The following is a 19,677-nucleotide window of genomic DNA, read 5'->3' on the forward strand; positions in this document are numbered from 1 at the left end:
TAACGAGCCCCTGTTCCCTTCTCTATAACACCTGCCCTGCGATGATGCGTCCGGGCGGGTGTTTTCTTGTTCCCCTTCCCTGAATCGAATTCCGCGATTGCACCGGTGCACCGAATGACTCGGCCAACCGATAGCGCCGCTGGCTCGGATGTGATTTCCATCACTGACAAATCCACCTCGATTTGAAGCAAACCTTCAGAATCGGGCGTTAGCGCGAGCAGGATAGTCAATCTGTTCTGTACACGGTATCAATATGACGGTATAGCCGAATTGTTCCCTTTTTCATAATCTGCTACGCTCGGATTGGAACACCCCATTTGAAGGAGGAGAGCAATGAAATTATCCATTGGAGGCTTCTCATTCAACACGATGCGCGTGGAAGGCAAAATGGATATCTTCACTTATATCCGCACGGTGCATGAACGCTTTGGGCTCCACGCCATTGATTTCTGGAATGCTTTCTTTGCCGATACATCCCGGCCAGTCTGGAAGGTGGCGGATGACGACCATCTGCGCCGCATTCGCCAGGCGCTGGACGAACGGGAGATGACGCTGGTCAACATCGCTGTCGATACGGCGCATCTCTGGGATCCGGACCCGGAGATTCGCGAGGCGCTGCATCAGAATGCGCTCGCCCATCTGCATGCGGCCGAGATTCTGGGCGCGAAGTCGGTCCGGATCGATCCGGTGCTGCATGGCGGCGATCAGGTAAGCGACGAGGCCCTGGAATATATCGCCGGCCTCTACCGTTCGTATGCGGACCGGGCCGCTGAGGGCGGTTATTGGGTCGGCCCGGAGAATCATTCCGGGTTCGCCCTGCACCCAGAAGCGCTCGTGCGCATCTCCGAGGCTGTCAATCACCCCCAATACGGCATCCTGCTTCATCTGGGACGCTGGCAGGCGAAGAACAAGCCGATCGTGAACGCCAAGCTGATGACGGATGAGAATGAGCCCTTCATCTGGGAGGGAGATAGCGAGGTTGCGCGCTGGGTGCGCCATACGCATGTCGATTGGCGGACGCTCCAGGCCCCGAATGCCGCGCTGCGGCTGTCGAATCTGATGAAGGCCGGGTACGACGGCTACTGGGCTCTCGAGTACAATGCGCCGCGCGATCAGCTGACTGCCATAGAAGAAGCGCTGGCACGGCTTCGGGCGCTTCTGCAGGAGACCGGACCGGGCAGCCACCCGGAAGCATAGCGCCCGGGAAGGCACGTAAGCCCCGCGCCGACAGGCAGTACACCAATTCTATTCGCATGAATTCAGGAACACCGGGAGGCAGATTCGATGGAATCAAGACGTATCGCGATCATTGGAGCCGGCCAGATCGGGAAGCATCACCTGAACGAATATAAGCGAGTGGGCGGCGCCGACATCGTCGCCATTTGCGATATTAATGAAGCTGAGGCGCGCCGGGTCGCAGGGGCGAATCACATCCCCCATGTGTACACGGATTTCCGCGAGCTGCTGAAGCGCGATGACATCGAAGCGGTCGATGTGTGCCTGCACAACAACTTCCACGCCCCAGTGTCGATCACGGCCATGGAAGCAGGCAAGCATGTCTATTGCGAGAAGCCGATTGCCGGCTCCTACCGGGATGGCGCCGCGATGCTGGAGGCGGCGAGGGCCACAGGCAAGATGCTTCATATTCAGCTGTCCACCCTGTATACCAAAGAGACGAAGGCTGCCAAAACCCTTATCGACGGAGGCAAGCTCGGCAAGCTGTACCATGCGCGCTCGACCGGCTTCCGCCGTCGCGGCCGACCGTTCGTCGACGGATACGGTACGACGGCGTTCACGCAGAAGGCTACCGCCTCGGGAGGCGCTCTCTACGATATGGGAGTCTACCACATCTCGCAGATTCTCTTTCTGCTCGGTCTGCCGGCGGTGACCCGCATTAGCGGCCAGACCTATCAGGAGATGGATATGCTGCCGGACCGGAGAGAGATCAGTCAATTCGATGTGGAAGAGCTGGGCGTTGGCTTGATCAAGTTCGAGGGCGGCATCACGCTCGATATTATCGAAGCCTGGGCGATCCATCTTGGCGGATTCGAAGGCAGCTGCATCGTCGGCTCCGAAGGCGGCATCCGCATGCCGGCCTACACGGGGGATCATATTCAACCGTTCACGTACCACAGCACGGCGCTCGACCTGGACCTCGACACGGTGATCGACCTGAATGCGATGGACAGACGCCGCCATCGGCTGAACCCGAACGAGTGGGCGTATGATTCCTCGCAGGGCCATTGGGTTGCCGCGCTGGCCGGTATCGTTCCGCTCCTGCCGACGGCCGAATTGGCTGTGAGCACGATGCTTATCAGCGAGGGCATCTATATGTCCAGCGCACTCGGCCGGGAAGTGGCCGCAGAGGAGGTCGCCGCTTCGTCCATATCGAGCGCGATCCGGTTGTAGAGAGAAGAGCGGTTGTCTGAGAACGCAGCATACGGCAGGAACAGGCGGAGCGGCTTTGCCAGCCAGCGCCTGTTCCTTTTTTTGTTGTCCTGCGGGCTTCGGCATCATGACGCTCGTCGTTGAACACAGGCGAAGCGAACGGCAGAAGTCCGTCTCCATGCAGCCGGACGCCCTATCTCGAGACGGGCGGTCGCTTGATCCCTGCATATCGTATATGATGGAGTAGTAAGCTTCATCACGAATGGAACGGGAGAGATGACTAGACAATGCCGACATCATTCAACGCTATGAACCATGCTCCGCTGGAGACCGCCGCTATCCACCGGTCCACAGTAGACGACCGGCTCTGCTTCCTGCTTGCCGATGAAGGAGGATGGGGGACGAGCCCCCTGACCTTGTACTCCAGTCCGCGCCCCGAATATGACCCGGAGCAGTCCGTCTTCGCGGCGACGATCGTTCCGGGACAGGAGATTTCATTCCCTGACCCGGCCCCTGGGCGCAGAAGCTACTATCATCTATGCCAAAATGGACAATATCTGCTGACAACCGCCGAGCGCGTGCTTCCGCTCGCCGGCGTCTCCAATTTCCGTGACCTCGGCGGATACCGGACGGCAGAAGGACGGTATGTCCAGTGGGGCAAGCTGTACCGCTCTCCGGAATTGTCGGATCTGACTCCGGACGATCTCCACTACCTGGATTCGCTGCATCTGCGCCAGATCTGCGACCTGCGTGACAGCGACGAGGTGGCAGCGATGCCTTCGCCGCCGCTTGCGCCTGCCGTCCGTTCCCATATCCCGCTCGTCGAGATGCTGGGCAAGGACGTCATGCGCCAGCCCGGGGATGTGGCGGGCGGGGGCAGCCCGCCGGCAAGCGAGCCGGGGCAGCTGCTCGTCGACATGAACCGCTCGCTCGTCCACTCGACGGCGGGAATACGCAGCATCTTCGATCATTTGCTGGCCGAGAACGGCGCTCCTCTGCTGTTCCACTGTACGGCAGGCAAGGATCGGACCGGTCTGGTAGCCGCGCTGCTGCTCCTGATGCTGGGGGTTCCGAAGGACACGGTCATGACCGACTACTTACTGACGAACCGGTATCTCAACACCGGGGTGCTGCGTGCGAAGACGGCTGCCAAGCTGGGTACAGGCAAGATCAGCAATGAAGCGTTCGACGCCGTCTTGGAGGCAAGGTCGGAATATTTGGAAGCCGCCTTCGCGGAGATCGAGCGTGAATCCGGCGCTGTCAACCGCTTCGTAACCGAATCGCTCGGCTTGTCCACGGACGAGATCGCCGTGCTGAAGGATAAGCTGCTGACCGCGCAGCCGTAATCTTGCAGGCCGCCTAATGCCTATCGGCGCTGGTTCTCTTCCACGAGGAGACACAGCGCCGATTTTCCCATTACTTTTTTATTTTTTTGTAATGTAACCCCTTTCAATTTTATACAGTTGTAATGCCTCATTACTTATAATTCAAGTCAAGATGAACACATTGGCTCTTCACTTTATGATGCCACACATCCCATTTTAGACGGGACGGGGAACAATGAAAAAGGCTCGCTCCTTTAAAAAGGAACTCATTTATTCTTTTTTAATCATTACATTTTTTTCGACTGTTCTTCTTGGAAGCTTTCAAATCTACCAATTAATTTCATTGATTAAAGAAAATAAAAAAAGCCAGGCCCAAACGGCGAAGTACCTTTCCGACTATATTAGCAGCTACATTGTAGAGCATAAAAAGGCGATCCAAACGCAGGCTGTAAATTTAAAGGAGCTTTTTGCCACTGGGGATGTTCAACGTATTCAAGATCATCTCAAACATATCAAAACGATTTACCCTGGCTTTGTCAATTTCTATGTAGGCGATCAAAATGGCCAATCCATCGTATTCTATCCCAAAGTCAATACCGATGGGACAAAAGGTGACGATCTTAATTTTAGTGATCGTTCTTATTATAAAGAATTGCTTAGAAAGAAAAGCACCGTCATCTCCCCGGTATTTCAAGGCAGAGGCGGAACCGATAATTTATTAGTAACCATTGTGTCTCCCATTATGGACGATGCCGGAGAGATGATAGGATATGTGCTTGGGGCTCTCGATCTGGATGCGTTAAGAATGCATATTCAGAATTGGAGCATGAGCGAAGCAGGATATGCCGTAGTCCTTGATCATGAAAAAAACGTCATTGTCCATCCTTATGTTGATACGAGGAAAGAACTTGTTAACCTGTCGCAATCTCAGATTGTTCAGCATATTGAAGAACAACATCAGGCTGAAGGAAGCGGTTTTTTCAGTCTGGAAGACCCGCCCGAGGATGTCTATATTACGTATGAAAAAATCAAACCTCTTGATTGGATGGTATGGGTAGGGAAATCAAATGATGTACTCACGGCTATGTATAGAAATTCAATTTTGACCATCATCATCATTCTTTTTCTTACGACCATCACCATGGTTGGCGCAAGTCTTTTCTTGACCAACCGGTTGGAAAAAACGATTCGGCAGTTGCTTAACTATATTAAAGAATATACGGTGGATTTTAAAGTAAATCATATTCGAACAAAGAAAATACAAGGTCCAAAAGAACTGGAAGAGTTGTTCTTTTATTTCAATCATATGATTGATGAGGTGGAGAAAAATAGAAAGGAATTAATGGAGCTAAATAAAGAGCTTGAAGGAAGAGTTCAAGAAAGAACCGCTATTTTAAAGCATAAAAATTCAGAACTGAAAGCGGTCAACAAATTAATCACTTCCGTATCTTCCAATAAGGATTTAGCTCAATTTATTCAACACTGTTTGCAAGAAATGACACCGTTTGTTAACTATTCGATTCATGTTCTCTTCCATGATCTCGTTGTAACGAATGATAAGATTCATACGAAGCAAAATTTACTTGACTATCTGAATAACAATATAGCAGGAAAGCTCCAGTATATTAAAATCATTCAACTCGAAGAAAAACATAACGGATTTCTCGTCGTCGATCTGGCATCCCAGCAATCCATTTCGGCCAGCGAGCAAGAGTTTCTGGATACGTTCTCCAGTTCTATGGGGGTCATGCTGCAAAATAAGTTTTTATTTGAACAAATCCGCAGTAAGAATGCAGTGTGGCTAGCTGTTCTGGAAAGTATGTCAGAGGGCTTAATGCTCGTAAACAACCAAAAAGTAGTTGAGTATGTGAATGAATTTTTCCTTAATGTCGTTGCTGACGGAGATGAGTATAAGGTAAAAAATCTAAATGATGTTTACGGAAGATTTCTCACCTTATTTGATGTCGACAAAGAAGAGTTGTCCGCCTTCTTCACCGATGAAAATGGAGAACTAAAAATGCAGCACAGGCAAAAATCAGAGTACTACAGGCTTCATAAATTTTTGGTCATGTTAGATGATGACAGGATCGGTGAAGGCCTATTGCTGCGTGATATCACGAAGGAAGAGGAAATTGACGCATTAAAAAATAATTTAATCTCGCTTACTTCCCATGAATTCAAAACCCCGATTACGAATATTAAGGGAAGTATCGAAACCTTGCTCCGGCAAGAGGTAGAATGGGGGCCGGAATTCCAGCAAGAGCTGCTGGAGGGGGTCCACGAAGATATTGACAGAATTCTATGTTTAGTCAACGATTGGATGGATATTTCGAAGATTGAATCCGGAACCATGTACGTGGAAATGAATAAGATCCGTCCCGATCAAGTGATTGCAAAATCGATGGAGCAAATTCCGCTGCCGCTTCGGCGAGATGCAGCATTCCATTTCCATAATCATCTGGGGAATGACTTTATATTATATGCGGACAAGCTCCGTGTTCAACAGGTTCTTGTGAATTTATATACAAATGCGCTTCGTTACAACGATGCCGCCTTGAAAAAAATCGATGTTTCATTAGATATAGAGCAGGATTACATTACAATCTCGGTGTCTGATAATGGGATTGGAATCGCTGAAGATCAACTTGACAAAATTTTCAATCACTTTTATCAGGTAGATGCCACAGCGGCCAGACGTACGGGGGGAACAGGCTTAGGACTTGCGATATGCGTTGGCATTATGGAAGCCCATGGAGGGAAAATCGAAGTATCCAGCGAGCCGGGGACAGGAAGCACCTTTACACTCTATTTTCCTATCAAGAAAGGGGAAGAATAAGATGAAAAAGCAAAAGATTTGCATTGTTGATGATGAACCGAAAATTCTGCGCTTTGTGTCTGCCAACCTCAAATCAATCGGGTATGAAGTAACCACAGTAGGTTCAGGGGAAGAGTTGTTTGCCAATTTCGATCTCGTCTCGCCTGATCTAATTTTGCTTGATATTATGATGCCGGGACAAGACGGATTTCAAGTGCTAGAAAATATACGCAAATTCTCTAATGTCCCTGTCATTATGCTAACGGCAAGAGGCAATGCCCAAGATAAAGTGCAAGGATTAAATTTTGGTGCAGATGATTATTTAACAAAGCCATTTTCATTGGATGAACTCTTCGCCAGAGTGAACGCGGTGTTGAGAAGAAGCCAATTTAATGGCGCCAAAGCCTATATGGTGAATACACCAATCATTCGCACCGGAGAACTTGTCATCGACTTGGGCAGCAGAAGATGCTGGATTCAACAGGAAGAGCTTAACCTGACGCACACGGAATACTCCGTAATGGAAATCTTAGCGCTTAATCTGGATAAAGTCGTTCAGCATGAGACCTTGTTATCAGAGGTATGGGGAGCCCAGTACCGGGATGAGGTGGAATATTTACGTGTTGGAATCGCAAGAATCCGCCGTAAATTAAAAAATCTCCTACACCATAAAGAAGAATATATTGTCACTTATTCTGGCATTGGTTATATGCTGAAAAGCGTCCCGATTTCGGAATAAGCGAATGTCTACGACTTTCCTGTATTGCACATGTGGCGATACGGGATTTTTTTGTTCTGAACCTCATTTCCCCTCTTCCTATTTATTTTTTCTTTATCATTTTTAATGTTTATGCAATGAAAGCACTTTCATTTTTATTCGACTGTTATGCCATTTATCTTATAGTTTTATTGAACGGTCACCGAGATAGTACAAATCTACATTCAGGAGGAAATCAAGATGGACAATCATGATGCCGCACCAAAGGGCCTGGTTCCGTACTGGGTCAAAATTACAATTGTTTTCTTTCTAGGCTGGATTTCCATTTACGCCACCCGCTCCGTGCTTAATCCGGTTATGGACAATATCCAAGCGGAATTTGGCTTATCGGCTTCTCAATTAGGTTTAATTAGCAGTATTTTCTTCATTGGTTACGCAGGACTCAACGTGCCGTCTGGCATATTAGGCGATAAAATCGGCAAGAAAAAAGTGCTTGTTCCCGGTGTTATTATATTCGGGATTTTCGCTGCCATAACAGGGATGATGCCCACATTTGCACTTTTCATGACAACATGGCTGTTTGTCGGCATCTTTCAAGGCTTTTACTACGGACCTCAGTACGGGCTATCCTCAGAAGCGATTCCCAAAAAACATATTACCGTAGGCAGCGCAATTATTAATAGCGGGATGGCATTCGGGCTTTCCCTTGGCTACTTCATTTCCAGTTATACGGTCGGTACGTTAGGGATGAGTTGGAGAGCCCCTTTCTATATTATTGCCGTTCCTGTTGTTCTGATCGGTATCGCAATGTGGATCGTGATTAAAGACAAGCCAAAAGCAAAAGGACAAGGAACAGACGAAAAAGCTCCTCAAAAGCTGAAAGTGAAAGAACTATTCAGCAAAAACCTGATTTTCGCGTACATTACGATTTTTTGTGCGATATATGCCTTCTTCGTCGTCGTCACATGGATCCCATATTATTTACAGCATGCCCGCGGCATTGAAGGTACCGAAGTCGCCGTTGTCTCTTCACTCGTGCCATGGGCCGCCATTCCCGGTTCCCTCTTGTTCAGTTGGATTGCGGATAAAATGGGTACACGCCGTCCTGTCTTGCTAGTCATGCTGCCCCTGTCCATTATCGCGATTATTTCCATCGTGGCCTTCGATAATATGTGGGTTTTGTATATGGCCTTGATCGGTTACGGGATTTTCGGAAAAATCAGCACCAACCCGGTCCTTGTCGCCGTTGTAGCAGACAATGCACCTAAGCATTCATTAGGCACCGCATTCGGTCTCTACAACTTCATCGGTATGTGCGGCTCGATTTTGGCGCCTTATATTACCGGCTTCCTTACCGACGTAACCGGCTCGCTGAATGCCGGATTCTATTTCGCTGGTTTCCTTCTCGTCATCGGCACCATTTCGGTACTCTTTATCAAGGAAGATAAAAAACGGAATATGGAAGCTCTCTCGAATTAAGAGAGCCGTAATCTTCATGTGAATGCCGTCTCATCTTGAAGAGACAATAAAAAACTGACCACTGCAATAGAAAAAACTAGATACAAATTAAGGAATGACCTGAATAGAGGTGTTCGTAAAAATGACGGACAACCTCTTTTTTTATTCTGTTAGGTTGTATACTTCTAAGAGTCTGCTCCCTATATAGTGAGGTGACTTTATGTGTCATCCTCTTACTGTTCTTATCTATTATCATTTCTTCTTACCTAGCCCACTTCGGTTATGCGGGCAGATTAAGCGAAAAGGTGGCGACGCGGGGTACACGAGCCCACTTTCATGGCGCGTACACCAGCCGTTGCACCCGCTTTTGGCCATAGAGGCTATCTGACATATTTCCATATATTGATTGCAAACGCCAGGACCTTAATGAAGCGGACTCCGACCGTCATCCTACTCCCCCATCCTGCATCAAATTGGTTATACATATGAACGGCTGGAATGGTTTAGTACGAGTGTCCGACCCAACCTGCAAAAGTGCAGGATTTTTCCCGGTTTTCGCTCGTTGGGAGGGAAATTGCTGCATTCATACAGCAATTTCGTCCGTTATGGCTTCGAATAGGAATAATATGAGGAAAATGATGCAGTTTTGCAGGAATGATCTGGAACGTGCCTCTCAAGGAAAGCAAAGCTGCATATTTGCAGGATTTATTGCTATTAACCATCAACCTTATTAACTAATAATGATACTAAATACCAGATAACGGAGTTACGGCCCGGTCTGCCCTATTCGCCAATCACTGCACGGGGCCCGCTTCACCCCAACAGCAAAAAGCCGGGTCCCCCTAGGAACCCGGTTCATGCAACGGCTGCACCCAGCAATACATTGCACGGTGCAGCCGCTTCTCACTATTCAGGTCTCGCCACCATGAGGGTGCTCACGTCAAAATTACCCCAGCGTCAGCACCTCATGCCGGGAGGCCAGCTGGACAAACTCGCCCATGCTTGAAATCTCCCCCGCCTCCAACTCGTCCGCGATGCCGTAATGATCTACGCATGTTTTGCAGGCAAGGACAGGCACGCCCGCATTGGCCAGATCAGCCAGCTGCAGCGAGGACATGGACCGGGAAGTCAGTGCAAGCACACCCCGATTCATGCAGAAAATCGCGGCCGGAAGCTCTTCCTGCTGCTTCAGCAGCGTCAGGAAGGTCTCCAGCACGGACGGGCCAAGCCCGTTCTCTTCAGCGCCGATACGATCCGACGTCAATAGAATGACTTTGTTTTTCATGACAGCCACCCTTTCCTTAGCGTGTATCCTTCGACTCTGTCGGCAGGCACCGCCTAACACTCCTCCCATTCCGCTTCCGCAGCGGGTTGTGCCCGATTCAGGGTCACGGCATCAGCAGTTCCAATGACTCCTCGGCGCATCATCCCGTTCGACGTTACTTCTTCGGCAGCTCGAACGAGCTCTTCAACGAGACGATGAGGTTGAATACGATTCGTCCATTATTCGTATATTTCGGATCCGCATTGAAATAACCGTGGCGGAAAAATTGATACTTGTCATGGCTTGCGACATCCTTCATATTCGGCTCCACGAAGCCCTGCTCCACGACCAGAGAAGACGGGTTGATCCGATCCAGGAACGTGGTGTCGCCTTCGTCCTCCGTCTCGTCCAGAATGAGCGGCTCATACAGCCGGAATTCAGCCGGGACCGCCTGAGAAGCCTCGACCCAGTGAATCGTTCCCTTCACCTTGCGGCCGGTGAAGCCGCTGCCGCTCTTCGTCTCCGGATCATACGTGCAGCGCACCTCGACGACCTGGCCGTCGCTGTCCTTGATCACTTCGTTGCACTTGATGAAGTACGCGTGCTTCAGGCGGACTTCATTGCCCGGGAACAGGCGGAAATATTTGCTCGGCGGATTCTCCATGAAGTCGTCCTGCTCGATGTAAATCTCGCGCGAGAACGGAATTTGGCGGATCCCCATCTCCGGATTTTCCGGATTCACTTCCGCGTCCAGCCATTCGATCTGGCCTTCCGGATAGTTCGTAATGACAACCTTCAGCGGCTTGAGCACACCCATCGTGCGCGGCGCCTTCAGCTTCAAGTCTTCACGGATGAAATGATCGAGATACTTCGAATCGACCACGCTGTTCCCCTTCGTCACGCCGATCTCCCGGCAGAACGTCCGAATTGATTCCGGCGTGAAGCCGCGGCGGCGCAGGCCGGAAATCGTCGGCATCCGCGGATCGTCCCAGCCATCCACGACCCCTTCATCCACGAGCAGCTTCAGCTTCCGCTTGCTCATGACCGTATTCGTTATATTGAGGCGCGCGAATTCGTATTGATGCGGCGTGGCCTCCATCTCGCACTCTCGTACGACCCAGTCATACAGCGGACGCTGATCCTCGAATTCCAGCGTACAGATGGAATGGGTAATGCCCTCGATCGCATCCTCCAGCGGATGGGCGAATGCGTACATCGGGTAAATGCACCATTTGTCGCCAGTGTTATGATGCGTCGCATGCGCAATGCGGTAAATGACCGGATCGCGCAGATTGATATTCGGGGAAGCCATGTCGATCTTGGCGCGCAGCACCTTCTCCCCATTTTGGAATTCGCCGTTCTTCATCCTTTCGAATAAGTCCAGATTCTCCTCGATCGAGCGATCGCGGTACGGGCTGTTCTTCCCCGGTTCGGTCAGCGTGCCCCGCATCTCCCGCATCTCGTCGGCGCTCAGATCGCAGACGAAGGCTTTGCCCTTCTTGATCAGAAGCACGGCGCGCTCATACATCTCGTCGAAATAATCGGAGGCGAAATAGAGTTCGTCCCAGTCGAAGCCGAGCCAGCGGACATCCTCTTTGATCGATTCGACGAATTCGGTATCCTCCTTGAGCGGATTCGTGTCATCGAAGCGGAGATGCGCGCGGCCCTTGAACTCCTTGGCCAGCTCGAAATTCAGGCAAATCGACTTCGCATGCCCGATATGCAAATATCCGTTCGGCTCGGGCGGGAACCGGGTCACGATCTTTTCCACCCGGCCTTCTTCCAGATCATTCACAATAATATTGCGAATAAAATTCGATGTAGTATTGGGGTTCTCCACCAGCAATCAACCTTTCTATGTCTAGCGCTTTGTCTATTAATATACCCATATCATGGGGGGAGTTCAACTCTGATTGGCCGGGAACCAATTCTCGATAAGCGTGGCATACTCCCGTTCCGAATCGGCCTGCCGCCGCTCCACGCTTACAGCCTCCTGCTCCAGGCGCCGAAGCGTCGCCTGAACATGCCGGATCGCCTCTTCCACCCGTTCCAGCGAACGGTTAATCCGGCCCTGCACCATCCAATCGGTCAGGAATCCGTCGAATACATAGTCAGCGAAGGTAAGACCCGCGCCGATATCGACGGCCTGCGCCGTCTGCCGCAGCTTCTGCACGTCTTCCAGCTCCCGTCCGAAGCGGCTCAGGCGGTGATTGGCATTGTGCAGCTCCGCCTTGGCATCGTCATAGCGGTTATGCTTGAGGTAGGTCGCGATCGTGCCGCCGCCGAGCATATCGTACCTTCCCCAGTTGCGGGCGGAACGGAACTGTTCCTCGGCCAGCTCCAGGGCGCGCAGCGCGTCGCGGCCCGCCTGAATGGCCTCGGCCAGCTCGCGCTTCTCTGTCTGCAGCCACGCCCGCCCCGAGATAAGCGCATCCAGTTCACCTGCTACGATGCGGTCACAGGCGCGGAGCAGGCGCTCCTTCTCCTCGATGGCCCGCTGCAGCTCCTCATCCGCCCCGCTGACTCCGATCAACTGGCGGTGCCATTCCGCCTCATCGGCCTCGGCCCGGCGGCAAGCATCCTGCGCCAGCTCATATCGCTCCTTGGCGCGAAGAGCCTCTTCCTCTTCCCGCTCGAGCTTGCGCTCCTTCTGTCCGATCAGCGTGAAGAAGAAATTCGCCATCGACCAGGAGCGCAGCCGTTCGACATCCTGCTCTTCCTCGCGCCACCACTTTTCCATCCGCCCCAGCTCCGCCTTGCACCGCTGACGCTCCCGCTTAGCCTCCTGCAGGCGCGTCTCATACTTGTCCTGCAGCCTTCCGTTCAGCCGCGCCCGCTCGATGCGGCGCTGCAGTTCATGCCATGACTGCATGCCATCTCCTCCTCTTCCCGCATTCCTTACCTATTTATACGAGAGGAACACCGCACGGGATGCGACCGAATCGCGCGAGGCAGGGGCCAGGGGCAGGAGATAGCGCAGGCAACATGATTAGACGAGCATATTATACAGCGTCGCGTTTTTGTTCACTTCCACGTACTTGATGCCCCGCTTCTTCATCCGTTCGATGAGCGGCTTATAATCTTCGGTATGCTCCAACTCGATGCCGACCAGGGCGAAGCCGTCATCCTTGTTATGCTTCTTGTTATATTCGAACCGGGTAATGTCATCATTCGGTCCGAGCACATCCTCCAGGAATTCGCGCAAAGCGCCGGCACGCTGCGGGAAGTTCACGATGAAGTAATACTTCAGGCCTTCATAAATGAGCGACCGTTCCTTAATCTCCTGCATCCGGTCAATATCGTTGTTGCCGCCGCTGATGACACAGACGACATTTTTGCCGCGAATCTGATCCCGGTACAGATCGAGTGCCGCAACAGGCAGCGATCCGGCCGGCTCCACGACAATCGCACTCTCGTTGTAGAGCTGCAGGATGGTCGTGCAGGCTTTGCCTTCCGGCACGAGAATGACATCATCAAGCACCTGCGAGCAGATCTCGTAAGGAAGCTGCCCTACCCGCTTCACGGCGGCGCCGTCGACGAACTTGTCGATCGTCTCCAGCGTGAGCACTTCACGGCGTTCCATCGCCGCCGTCATCGAAGGCGCCCCTTCCGGCTCCACGCCAATCACCCGGGTAGAGGGACTCACGGTCTTCACGTACGTGCCCACTCCGGCCGCCAAGCCGCCGCCGCCAATCGTTACAAAGACATAGTCGGCCGGCACATCAAGCGACTCCATAATCTCCATGCCTACCGTGCCGCTGCCTGCAACGATATATGGATCATCGAAAGGATGAATGAAGGTGCTGCCGCTCTCTTCGCAAATGTTCATGGCCGCTTCATAGGCATCATCGAAAGTGTCCCCCGTCAAGACAACCTTGACGAACGATCCGCCGAAGCGCTTCACCTGGGTCACCTTTTGGCTCGGCGTCGTGGTTGGCATCACGATCGTGCCCTGAATCTGCAGCGCTTGGCACGAATAAGCGACTCCCTGAGCGTGGTTGCCCGCGCTGGCGCAGACGATTCCCTTCTGCAAATCCTCGGAGGACAGATGGCGGATCATATTGTAGGCGCCCCTGATTTTGAATGACCGGACGATCTGCAGATCCTCCCGCTTCAAATAGACATTGCATTGATATCTGGCGGATAAAATCGGGTCGCGCTGTAAAGGCGTCCGCACAATGACTTCCTTCAATACATGGTGGGCACGGACGATATGCTCCATCGTCACGGCCGGTGCAGGATGAGTCGTCTCCATGTCACATTCCTCACTTTCGGTCGGTATACAGTCTAGTGTTGGGCAATTGCCGGAAAAATAAAAAAACTCGCCCCAAAAAAGGGACGAGAGTTACCGTGGTACCACCCTTGTTCCGCAAAAGTCCGGATTCACTCCCGAATCCGCTTCTGCGGCGCTTGGCCGCGGCATTGCCGCGCATCCGGGTAACGGCGGATGACCCGTCCGCGCTTACTGTCGGCCGCCAGGCGGCACAAGGTTCAGCGCGGCATCTCGGAGAGGATATTCAACTGGTCCAGACATCGACTCGCACCGGCCGTCGACTCTCTGCGGTCCGTATCCCAGCTTACTTGTTCTCGTCATCGATTCCAATACGGTTCATGAATTGTATCCTATTATTATGAACATGCGTCCGGCTTCATGTCAATGGGCACGGTCATAATTTGTCACCGTCCGTAAGGTGCGGACATTCGGTTATTCCTGGCCGACGGCAGCCTTAGCCGGCTGTGCGGGCTCCGGTGTCTTCCTCATTCGGAGAATCGGCAGCATGACGGCAATCCCGAACAGGAACAGAACTGCAGAGATCTCATACATGGTCGTAATGGAAGTCAAATTTTTGATCCATCCGGAGATCGACATCATGATAACCATCGCCCCCATGAACAACGGCGTCAATATGCCGTTAACCCGGCCGATGAAGGACCCTTCCGTATTTTGCAGAATCATCGTGTTGATGCCGATCTGAATCGATGGCAGCATCAAGCCGCTGATGAACTGCGCCACGAGCGTAAGCCACAATTGGGTCGACATGCCGGCCATCAGAATGCCGATACTGCTGAACAGCATGCCGATTGCCAGCATATGCTGCGGCAGCAGCCGCTTCGAAATGCCCATCGCGATGGCGCCGCCGATCATCATCGCCACGCCGTTCGTCATCATCAGATAACTCAAATTCTCCTTCGGCAGGCCAAGACGCTCCGTCACGAGGAAAGCCCCCATAGGCTGAATCATCCCGATCGCCAGCCCCGCGAAGGCGAAGCAGCCGCCAAGCGATTTCAGCAGCTTGCTTTTCATCACATAGCGCAAGCCGGCTCCAAGCTCATCCCATACCCGGGAATCCTGCTTCTTCTCTCCATCCTCCTGATCATCGCCAGGCAGGAACGTCAAGGCGATGGCCGACAACACGAAGGCCACTCCGGTCAGGACGAGCGATGTCGTAATGCCATAATGCTGGAAGATCATCGTGCCGATGGCCGGACCAAGCACCATGAACAGCGCCACCATCGTCTGGAAGATGGACATCCCCGCCTGCATCATCTCGGCCGGAACATGCTGCTTGAACAGCTTCATAGAAGAAGGCTGCGAGAACTGCGACAGAATAGCCGATACAAAGGTCGTGAAAAAAACGGCCTGCCACGATCCGAGCAGGATGGTCACCAGGACGGCGAACACGGACAAGGCGCTTAATATATCACACCATATCATGGTGCGCTTCGGGCGCCAACGGTCGGCGAAGGTTCCCCCGATGAACGAAAAGACGAAGATCGGAGCGAACTCTGCTACCGATATCATCGAGACCGCAAAGGCATCCCCGTTCGTCATCTCCATGACGAACAACAGCACCGCGAAGTTGCGGATCCAGATGCCGACTTGCATGAACAATCCCGCCATCATGATGGCTTGTACGAACCGGTTCCGGAACAGGCTGAATGCCGACTCGTTCTTCTTGTTAGTTGGTGCAGAATTCATGTTCATTTCCTCCACTCTATCCTCTATGTGGATGACTCCACTTTGGAATTTCTCTGATAATCCCTGGTTTCTTCTCTCTGAACTCAAATAGTGTACTGGATCATCACCGCTTTTCGCAATATTTTTGTTTTAAAAATTTTGTGTAGATGTTGGGTGCGGGACCAGCGATGTGATCCACTCCCATTAAGGCGTTCCGGTGCGAGGAATCCGGCCGGAGCTTCACGCCGCAGCATCCCTTCCGGACAGCCTTCAGCCACAATTTAGTGTACCGGAATAGCGGGAATGACTGCATCCGCAGCCAGCAGGAACTTCTGCTGCTTCCCTGAAATGAATATAGGCTCGGTCTATAGATGGATAGCCTCTCCGTCTCCGGACTGATCAGTTCGGATCGAGGAACGGCCCTGCCATCGCGATTCCGTTGATTACTGTGTGTGAGCGTGCTTGCGGCCACGCTATATTAAGGAAGAGAGGCGGATTCAAGCACAAGATCAGGAACCCACTGTCATAAAATGGATTGCAAGAAACGTTATACATTACTCTGGTAACGTGGTAATGTTTTAATTAATTATTATCATCAAGTGAGGTTGATCTTTTACATGAATGCGGTTCTTCTCTCTCTCGCGGTATTATTCGGATTAAGCCTGCTGCGAGTCCATGTCGTCCTCGCCCTGCTCGTGTCCGCCATCATCGGCGGCTGGGCCGGAGGGATGCCGATCTCGAACACGATCGCTGCCTTCTCCGAAGGGCTGAAGGATAACGCCGGCATTGCACTAAGCTATGCCTTGCTCGGCGCGTTCGCCGCCGGGCTGGCCGAGACAGGGCTGCCCGAACGGCTGGTGCACCGCGCGGTGGGGCTCGTCCGGGCCCGATCGGACAGCGGCCCGGTTCGCGCCTCCGTCCGGTACGGCATATTGGCCGCGATCGCAGGCATCGCCTGCCTGTCGCAAAATGCGGTGCCCGTTCATATCGCTTTCATTCCCGTGCTTATCCCGCCGCTCCTCATGCTGTTCAATACGACGTGGCTGGACCGGCGGGCCGTCGCGTGCGCGCTCACATTCGGGCTGATTACGCCATATATGTTCCTTCCGGTCGGCTTCGGCGCCATCTTCCACGATATTGTGGCGAGCAATATGACGCAGAACGGCCTAGCCGTCGAGGCTTCCCAGCTGCCGAAGGCGATGCTGCTTCCGGCGCTCGGGATGATTGCGGGCCTGCTGTTCGCTATGATGATCAGCTACCGCAAGCCGCGGCACTATGCCGAGGGGGCTGCGCTCCAGCCGGCTGCCGCAGCCGACGAGGCTGCCCCTTCCGCCAGCCGCTTCGCTGCCGGAGCCGGCATCGCCGCCATCGCGGCCATGCTGGCCGTGCAATTAAGCACGGGCTCGATGATCTACGGCGCGGCTGCCGGGCTGTCCGTGCTGCTGCTCTCACGCGTCATACCGCGCGGCAGGGCCGACCGCGTCCTCTCCGACGGTATGCGGTCGATGGCCTACATCGGCTTCGTCATGATGTCGGCGGCCGGCCTCGGCGCGGTGCTGCGCGAGACCGGGCACATCGAGTCGCTCGTGAAGGAAGCCGTCAGCATGGTCGGCGACAACCGGGCGCTGGCAGCCATCCTGATGCTCGCCATCGGGCTGCTCGTCACGCTCGGCATCGGCTCGTCGTTCTCGACGATTCCGCTGATCGCGACCGTCTTCGTGCCGCTGTGCGTCGAGCTCGGCTTCAGCCCGCTGGCGACGATATCGCTCATCGGCACGGCTGCAGCGCTGGGCGATGCCGGCTCGCCGGCCTCGGACAGCACCCTGGGCCCGACCGCTGGCCTGAACGCCGACGGTCAGCATGATCATATATGGGACACCTGCGTGCCGACCTTCCTGCACTACAACGTGCCCCTCCTGCTGTTCGGCTTCCTCGCGGCCATGATGCTGTAAGCTGAGCCCCCGGCCGGCACGGCCGATGCTCGGCAGGGCAGCTCCTGACTCGCTGGGCAGACGCCTGGCAAGGCAGGCTCCGGGCTCGCAGCGCAAGCGACTGGCTAGGCAAGCTCCGGTCTCGCAGCGCAGGCACCCGGCAAGGCAAGCTCCGGGCTCGCAGCGCAGGCACCCGGCAAGGCAAGCTCCTAGCTCGCAGCGCAGGCGACTGGCTAGGCAAGCTCCGGGCGCGCGGGGAAGATCCTGGCTGCTCAAGCTCTCGCCTAGTTCTTGCGAAGCCGGTGCTACACGCCGTAGCAGCGCTTCGCATTGGCCCGCAGCAGCGCCGCGGCCTCGCCGAACTCCAGCCGCTGGAGCGCGGCCCATGACGCGGCAACGTCGCGCACCATTAGCGGGAGCGTGACCTGCCCTGCAAATGGCCCTTCGAACGGCCAGGGCCCGTCCGTCTCCGTCATGACGCGGTCGCCCGGGTAGCGAAGCGCTAGCTCCCGGATCTCGACCTCATAGGCAAGGTCCGGCGTGAACGAGATATAGTAACCGTTCCCGGCCATCCGCTCCGTCGTCTTCACATCTCCCTTGAACCAATGGAAGTGGGCCGTGCGCACACTGTACCTTTCCAGCAGATCGATGACAATCGGCGCGTCGTCGTAGACCGCGTGCAGCACGATCGGCTTATCCCACGCAGCAGCCCGCTGCACGAAGGCCTCCAGCAGCTCCAGATAAGCGCCGCGGGGGAAGCCTGCCTCGCTGCCCCCCGCGCGTAGGGCTTCCTGCCGCATATAATAGGGCAGGCCGACCTCGCCGATGGCGATCATCGCATCGCGACGCTCATCCATCCATTGCAGGAGCGCACTCCGCTCCTGTTCGGCAGGCAGCGGCTGCTCCGGGTGAAAGCCGTACGCGGGGTGAACGCGCCCCGGATACCGCTCCGCCCAGCGCTGCACCTCGCGGCACGAGGCCGCATCCATTGACACGGCGATGACGCCGTCCAGTTCTTCCGCCTCCAGCGATTGCTCCAGCAGCGGCCGCTGCTCCGGGCCGTATCCGTCGAGATGGATATGGGCATCCATGAAGCGGAGCCGCTCCGTGTTCGTGGCAGTGTATCTTCCTTCCATTGTCCAACCTCTCCTCTTCCTAGTATGAATGGATGCCGGAATACGGGCTTATCGTACATGGAGGCAGTACGTGAATGCAGTAGGTAGCTGCCAAAAATAGCTGCCGTACGTAGTTGCCGTACGTGGGTACCGTCCCGAGCAGCGGATCCCGCCCCCATATGTTCCGGCTGAGTGAAGATTCATTTTAAACAGATCGACTTATCAAATACTGCAAGAACGCAGTATTTTACGCCGAAAACACCTCAAAATAAAGAAATTCCTGCAAAACTACATCAATTCCGTCGAATATAGGTCATTTGTGGCTTCATCTGGGAAAAATCATGTATTTTGGCAGGAATGCCATTGCAGCGGTATTCCCCCCAAAAATAATGCTGCATTATTGCAGGATACCTGCGGGTTGGCGCGTTATCGGGTGCGGTGTGAGACAGTATCCGATTCAGAAAGGCCAGCATGCGGTAGGGGCAAGACAGTCATACAAACAACGCAGCATGTCGTTCAGACAAACAGTAACATACAAACAACGCAGCATGTCGTTCAGACAAACAGTAATATACAAACAACGCAGCATGTCGTTCAGACAAACAGTAATTTACAAACAACGCAGCATGTCGTACAGACAAACAGTAACATACAAACAACGCAGCATGTCGTACAGACAAACAGTAATATACAAACAACGCAGC

Annotated in this window: 13 protein-coding genes and 1 other annotated feature; of the genes, 7 read left to right on the forward strand and 6 right to left on the reverse strand. The window is 53.5% G+C overall.

The window, feature by feature from the left end; genetic code table 11:
* Nucleotides 1-333 precede the first annotated feature (333 nt).
* The 6 genes from DQX05_RS08875 (at nucleotide 334) to DQX05_RS08900 (ending at nucleotide 8,725) form a co-directional block, all read left to right on the forward strand.
* The gene (locus DQX05_RS08875; protein WP_119792763.1) at nucleotides 334-1,197 is read left to right on the forward strand and encodes a sugar phosphate isomerase/epimerase family protein; all 864 of its coding nucleotides are present in this window, start codon (nucleotides 334-336) and stop codon (nucleotides 1,195-1,197) included.
* Nucleotides 1,198-1,284: 87 nt separating this feature from the next.
* Entirely contained in the window at nucleotides 1,285-2,409 is a 1,125-nt protein-coding gene (locus DQX05_RS08880) for a Gfo/Idh/MocA family protein (protein WP_119792765.1), read from the forward strand.
* A gap of 266 nt (nucleotides 2,410-2,675) precedes the next feature.
* Complete coding sequence (locus tag DQX05_RS08885) at nucleotides 2,676-3,734, forward strand: tyrosine-protein phosphatase (RefSeq protein ID WP_119792767.1); 1,059 nt, start codon at nucleotides 2,676-2,678, stop codon at nucleotides 3,732-3,734.
* Nucleotides 3,735-3,948: 214 nt separating this feature from the next.
* Nucleotides 3,949-6,549 carry a sensor histidine kinase gene (locus tag DQX05_RS08890; RefSeq protein WP_119792769.1) on the forward strand — a complete coding sequence of 867 codons (2,601 nt, stop codon included), beginning with the start codon at nucleotides 3,949-3,951 and terminating at the stop codon, nucleotides 6,547-6,549.
* 1 nt (nucleotide 6,550) lies between these two features.
* Nucleotides 6,551-7,267 (forward strand): response regulator transcription factor, encoded by a 717-nt coding sequence (locus DQX05_RS08895; RefSeq protein ID WP_119792771.1) that lies wholly within the window; start codon nucleotides 6,551-6,553, stop codon nucleotides 7,265-7,267.
* A gap of 219 nt (nucleotides 7,268-7,486) precedes the next feature.
* Complete coding sequence (locus tag DQX05_RS08900; RefSeq protein WP_119792772.1) at nucleotides 7,487-8,725, forward strand: MFS transporter; 1,239 nt, start codon at nucleotides 7,487-7,489, stop codon at nucleotides 8,723-8,725.
* Between the two features lie 925 nt (nucleotides 8,726-9,650).
* On the opposite strand, the gene DQX05_RS08905 is transcribed toward DQX05_RS08900, so the two are convergent.
* The 5 genes from DQX05_RS08905 to DQX05_RS08925 form a co-directional block, all read right to left on the reverse strand.
* Nucleotides 9,651-9,989, reverse strand: coding sequence for a DsrE family protein (locus DQX05_RS08905; protein WP_119792774.1), 339 nt, complete (start codon nucleotides 9,987-9,989; stop codon nucleotides 9,651-9,653).
* Between the two features lie 154 nt (nucleotides 9,990-10,143).
* Nucleotides 10,144-11,808, reverse strand: coding sequence for a glutamine--tRNA ligase/YqeY domain fusion protein (locus tag DQX05_RS08910; protein ID WP_119792803.1), 1,665 nt, complete (start codon nucleotides 11,806-11,808; stop codon nucleotides 10,144-10,146).
* Nucleotides 11,809-11,871: 63 nt separating this feature from the next.
* A complete protein-coding gene (locus DQX05_RS08915) occupies nucleotides 11,872-12,840 on the reverse strand; it encodes a hypothetical protein (protein WP_119792775.1) in 969 nt (322 codons plus the stop codon).
* Between the two features lie 117 nt (nucleotides 12,841-12,957).
* Nucleotides 12,958-14,223: a threonine ammonia-lyase IlvA gene (gene ilvA, locus DQX05_RS08920; protein ID WP_119792777.1), complete on the reverse strand. Its 1,266-nt coding sequence runs from the start codon at nucleotides 14,221-14,223 to the stop codon at nucleotides 12,958-12,960.
* Between the two features lie 76 nt (nucleotides 14,224-14,299).
* Nucleotides 14,300-14,571: a binding site (T-box leader), on the reverse strand.
* Between the two features lie 102 nt (nucleotides 14,572-14,673).
* Nucleotides 14,674-15,948 carry an MFS transporter gene (locus tag DQX05_RS08925; protein WP_119792778.1) on the reverse strand — a complete coding sequence of 425 codons (1,275 nt, stop codon included), beginning with the start codon at nucleotides 15,946-15,948 and terminating at the stop codon, nucleotides 14,674-14,676.
* 596 nt (nucleotides 15,949-16,544) lie between these two features.
* Between DQX05_RS08925 and DQX05_RS08930 the strand changes: the two genes are divergently transcribed.
* Nucleotides 16,545-17,879 carry a Na+/H+ antiporter family protein gene (locus DQX05_RS08930; RefSeq protein ID WP_119792780.1) on the forward strand — a complete coding sequence of 445 codons (1,335 nt, stop codon included), beginning with the start codon at nucleotides 16,545-16,547 and terminating at the stop codon, nucleotides 17,877-17,879.
* A 284-nt stretch (nucleotides 17,880-18,163) separates the two neighbouring features.
* Here DQX05_RS08930 and DQX05_RS08935 read toward each other — a convergent pair whose 3' ends face one another.
* Nucleotides 18,164-18,994 (reverse strand): TatD family hydrolase, encoded by an 831-nt coding sequence (locus DQX05_RS08935; protein ID WP_119792782.1) that lies wholly within the window; start codon nucleotides 18,992-18,994, stop codon nucleotides 18,164-18,166.
* Nucleotides 18,995-19,677: the final 683 nt, after the last annotated feature.

It is taken from the genome of Paenibacillus thiaminolyticus (assembly GCF_003591545.1).
Taxonomy (GTDB): domain Bacteria; phylum Bacillota; class Bacilli; order Paenibacillales; family Paenibacillaceae; genus Paenibacillus_B; species Paenibacillus_B thiaminolyticus_A.

Coding starts and splice junctions, on each gene's coding strand:
- DQX05_RS08875 (WP_119792763.1), top strand. CDS start 334: ATGAAATTATCCATTGGAGGCTTCTCATTCAACACGATGCGCGTGGAA.
- DQX05_RS08880 (WP_119792765.1), top strand. CDS start 1,285: ATGGAATCAAGACGTATCGCGATCATTGGAGCCGGCCAGATCGGGAAG.
- DQX05_RS08885 (WP_119792767.1), top strand. CDS start 2,676: ATGCCGACATCATTCAACGCTATGAACCATGCTCCGCTGGAGACCGCC.
- DQX05_RS08890 (WP_119792769.1), top strand. CDS start 3,949: ATGAAAAAGGCTCGCTCCTTTAAAAAGGAACTCATTTATTCTTTTTTA.
- DQX05_RS08895 (WP_119792771.1), top strand. CDS start 6,551: ATGAAAAAGCAAAAGATTTGCATTGTTGATGATGAACCGAAAATTCTG.
- DQX05_RS08900 (WP_119792772.1), top strand. CDS start 7,487: ATGGACAATCATGATGCCGCACCAAAGGGCCTGGTTCCGTACTGGGTC.
- DQX05_RS08905 (WP_119792774.1), bottom strand. CDS start 9,989: ATGAAAAACAAAGTCATTCTATTGACGTCGGATCGTATCGGCGCTGAA.
- DQX05_RS08915 (WP_119792775.1), bottom strand. CDS start 12,840: ATGCAGTCATGGCATGAACTGCAGCGCCGCATCGAGCGGGCGCGGCTG.
- ilvA (WP_119792777.1), bottom strand. CDS start 14,223: ATGGAGACGACTCATCCTGCACCGGCCGTGACGATGGAGCATATCGTC.
- DQX05_RS08925 (WP_119792778.1), bottom strand. CDS start 15,948: ATGAATTCTGCACCAACTAACAAGAAGAACGAGTCGGCATTCAGCCTG.
- DQX05_RS08930 (WP_119792780.1), top strand. CDS start 16,545: ATGAATGCGGTTCTTCTCTCTCTCGCGGTATTATTCGGATTAAGCCTG.
- DQX05_RS08935 (WP_119792782.1), bottom strand. CDS start 18,994: ATGGAAGGAAGATACACTGCCACGAACACGGAGCGGCTCCGCTTCATG.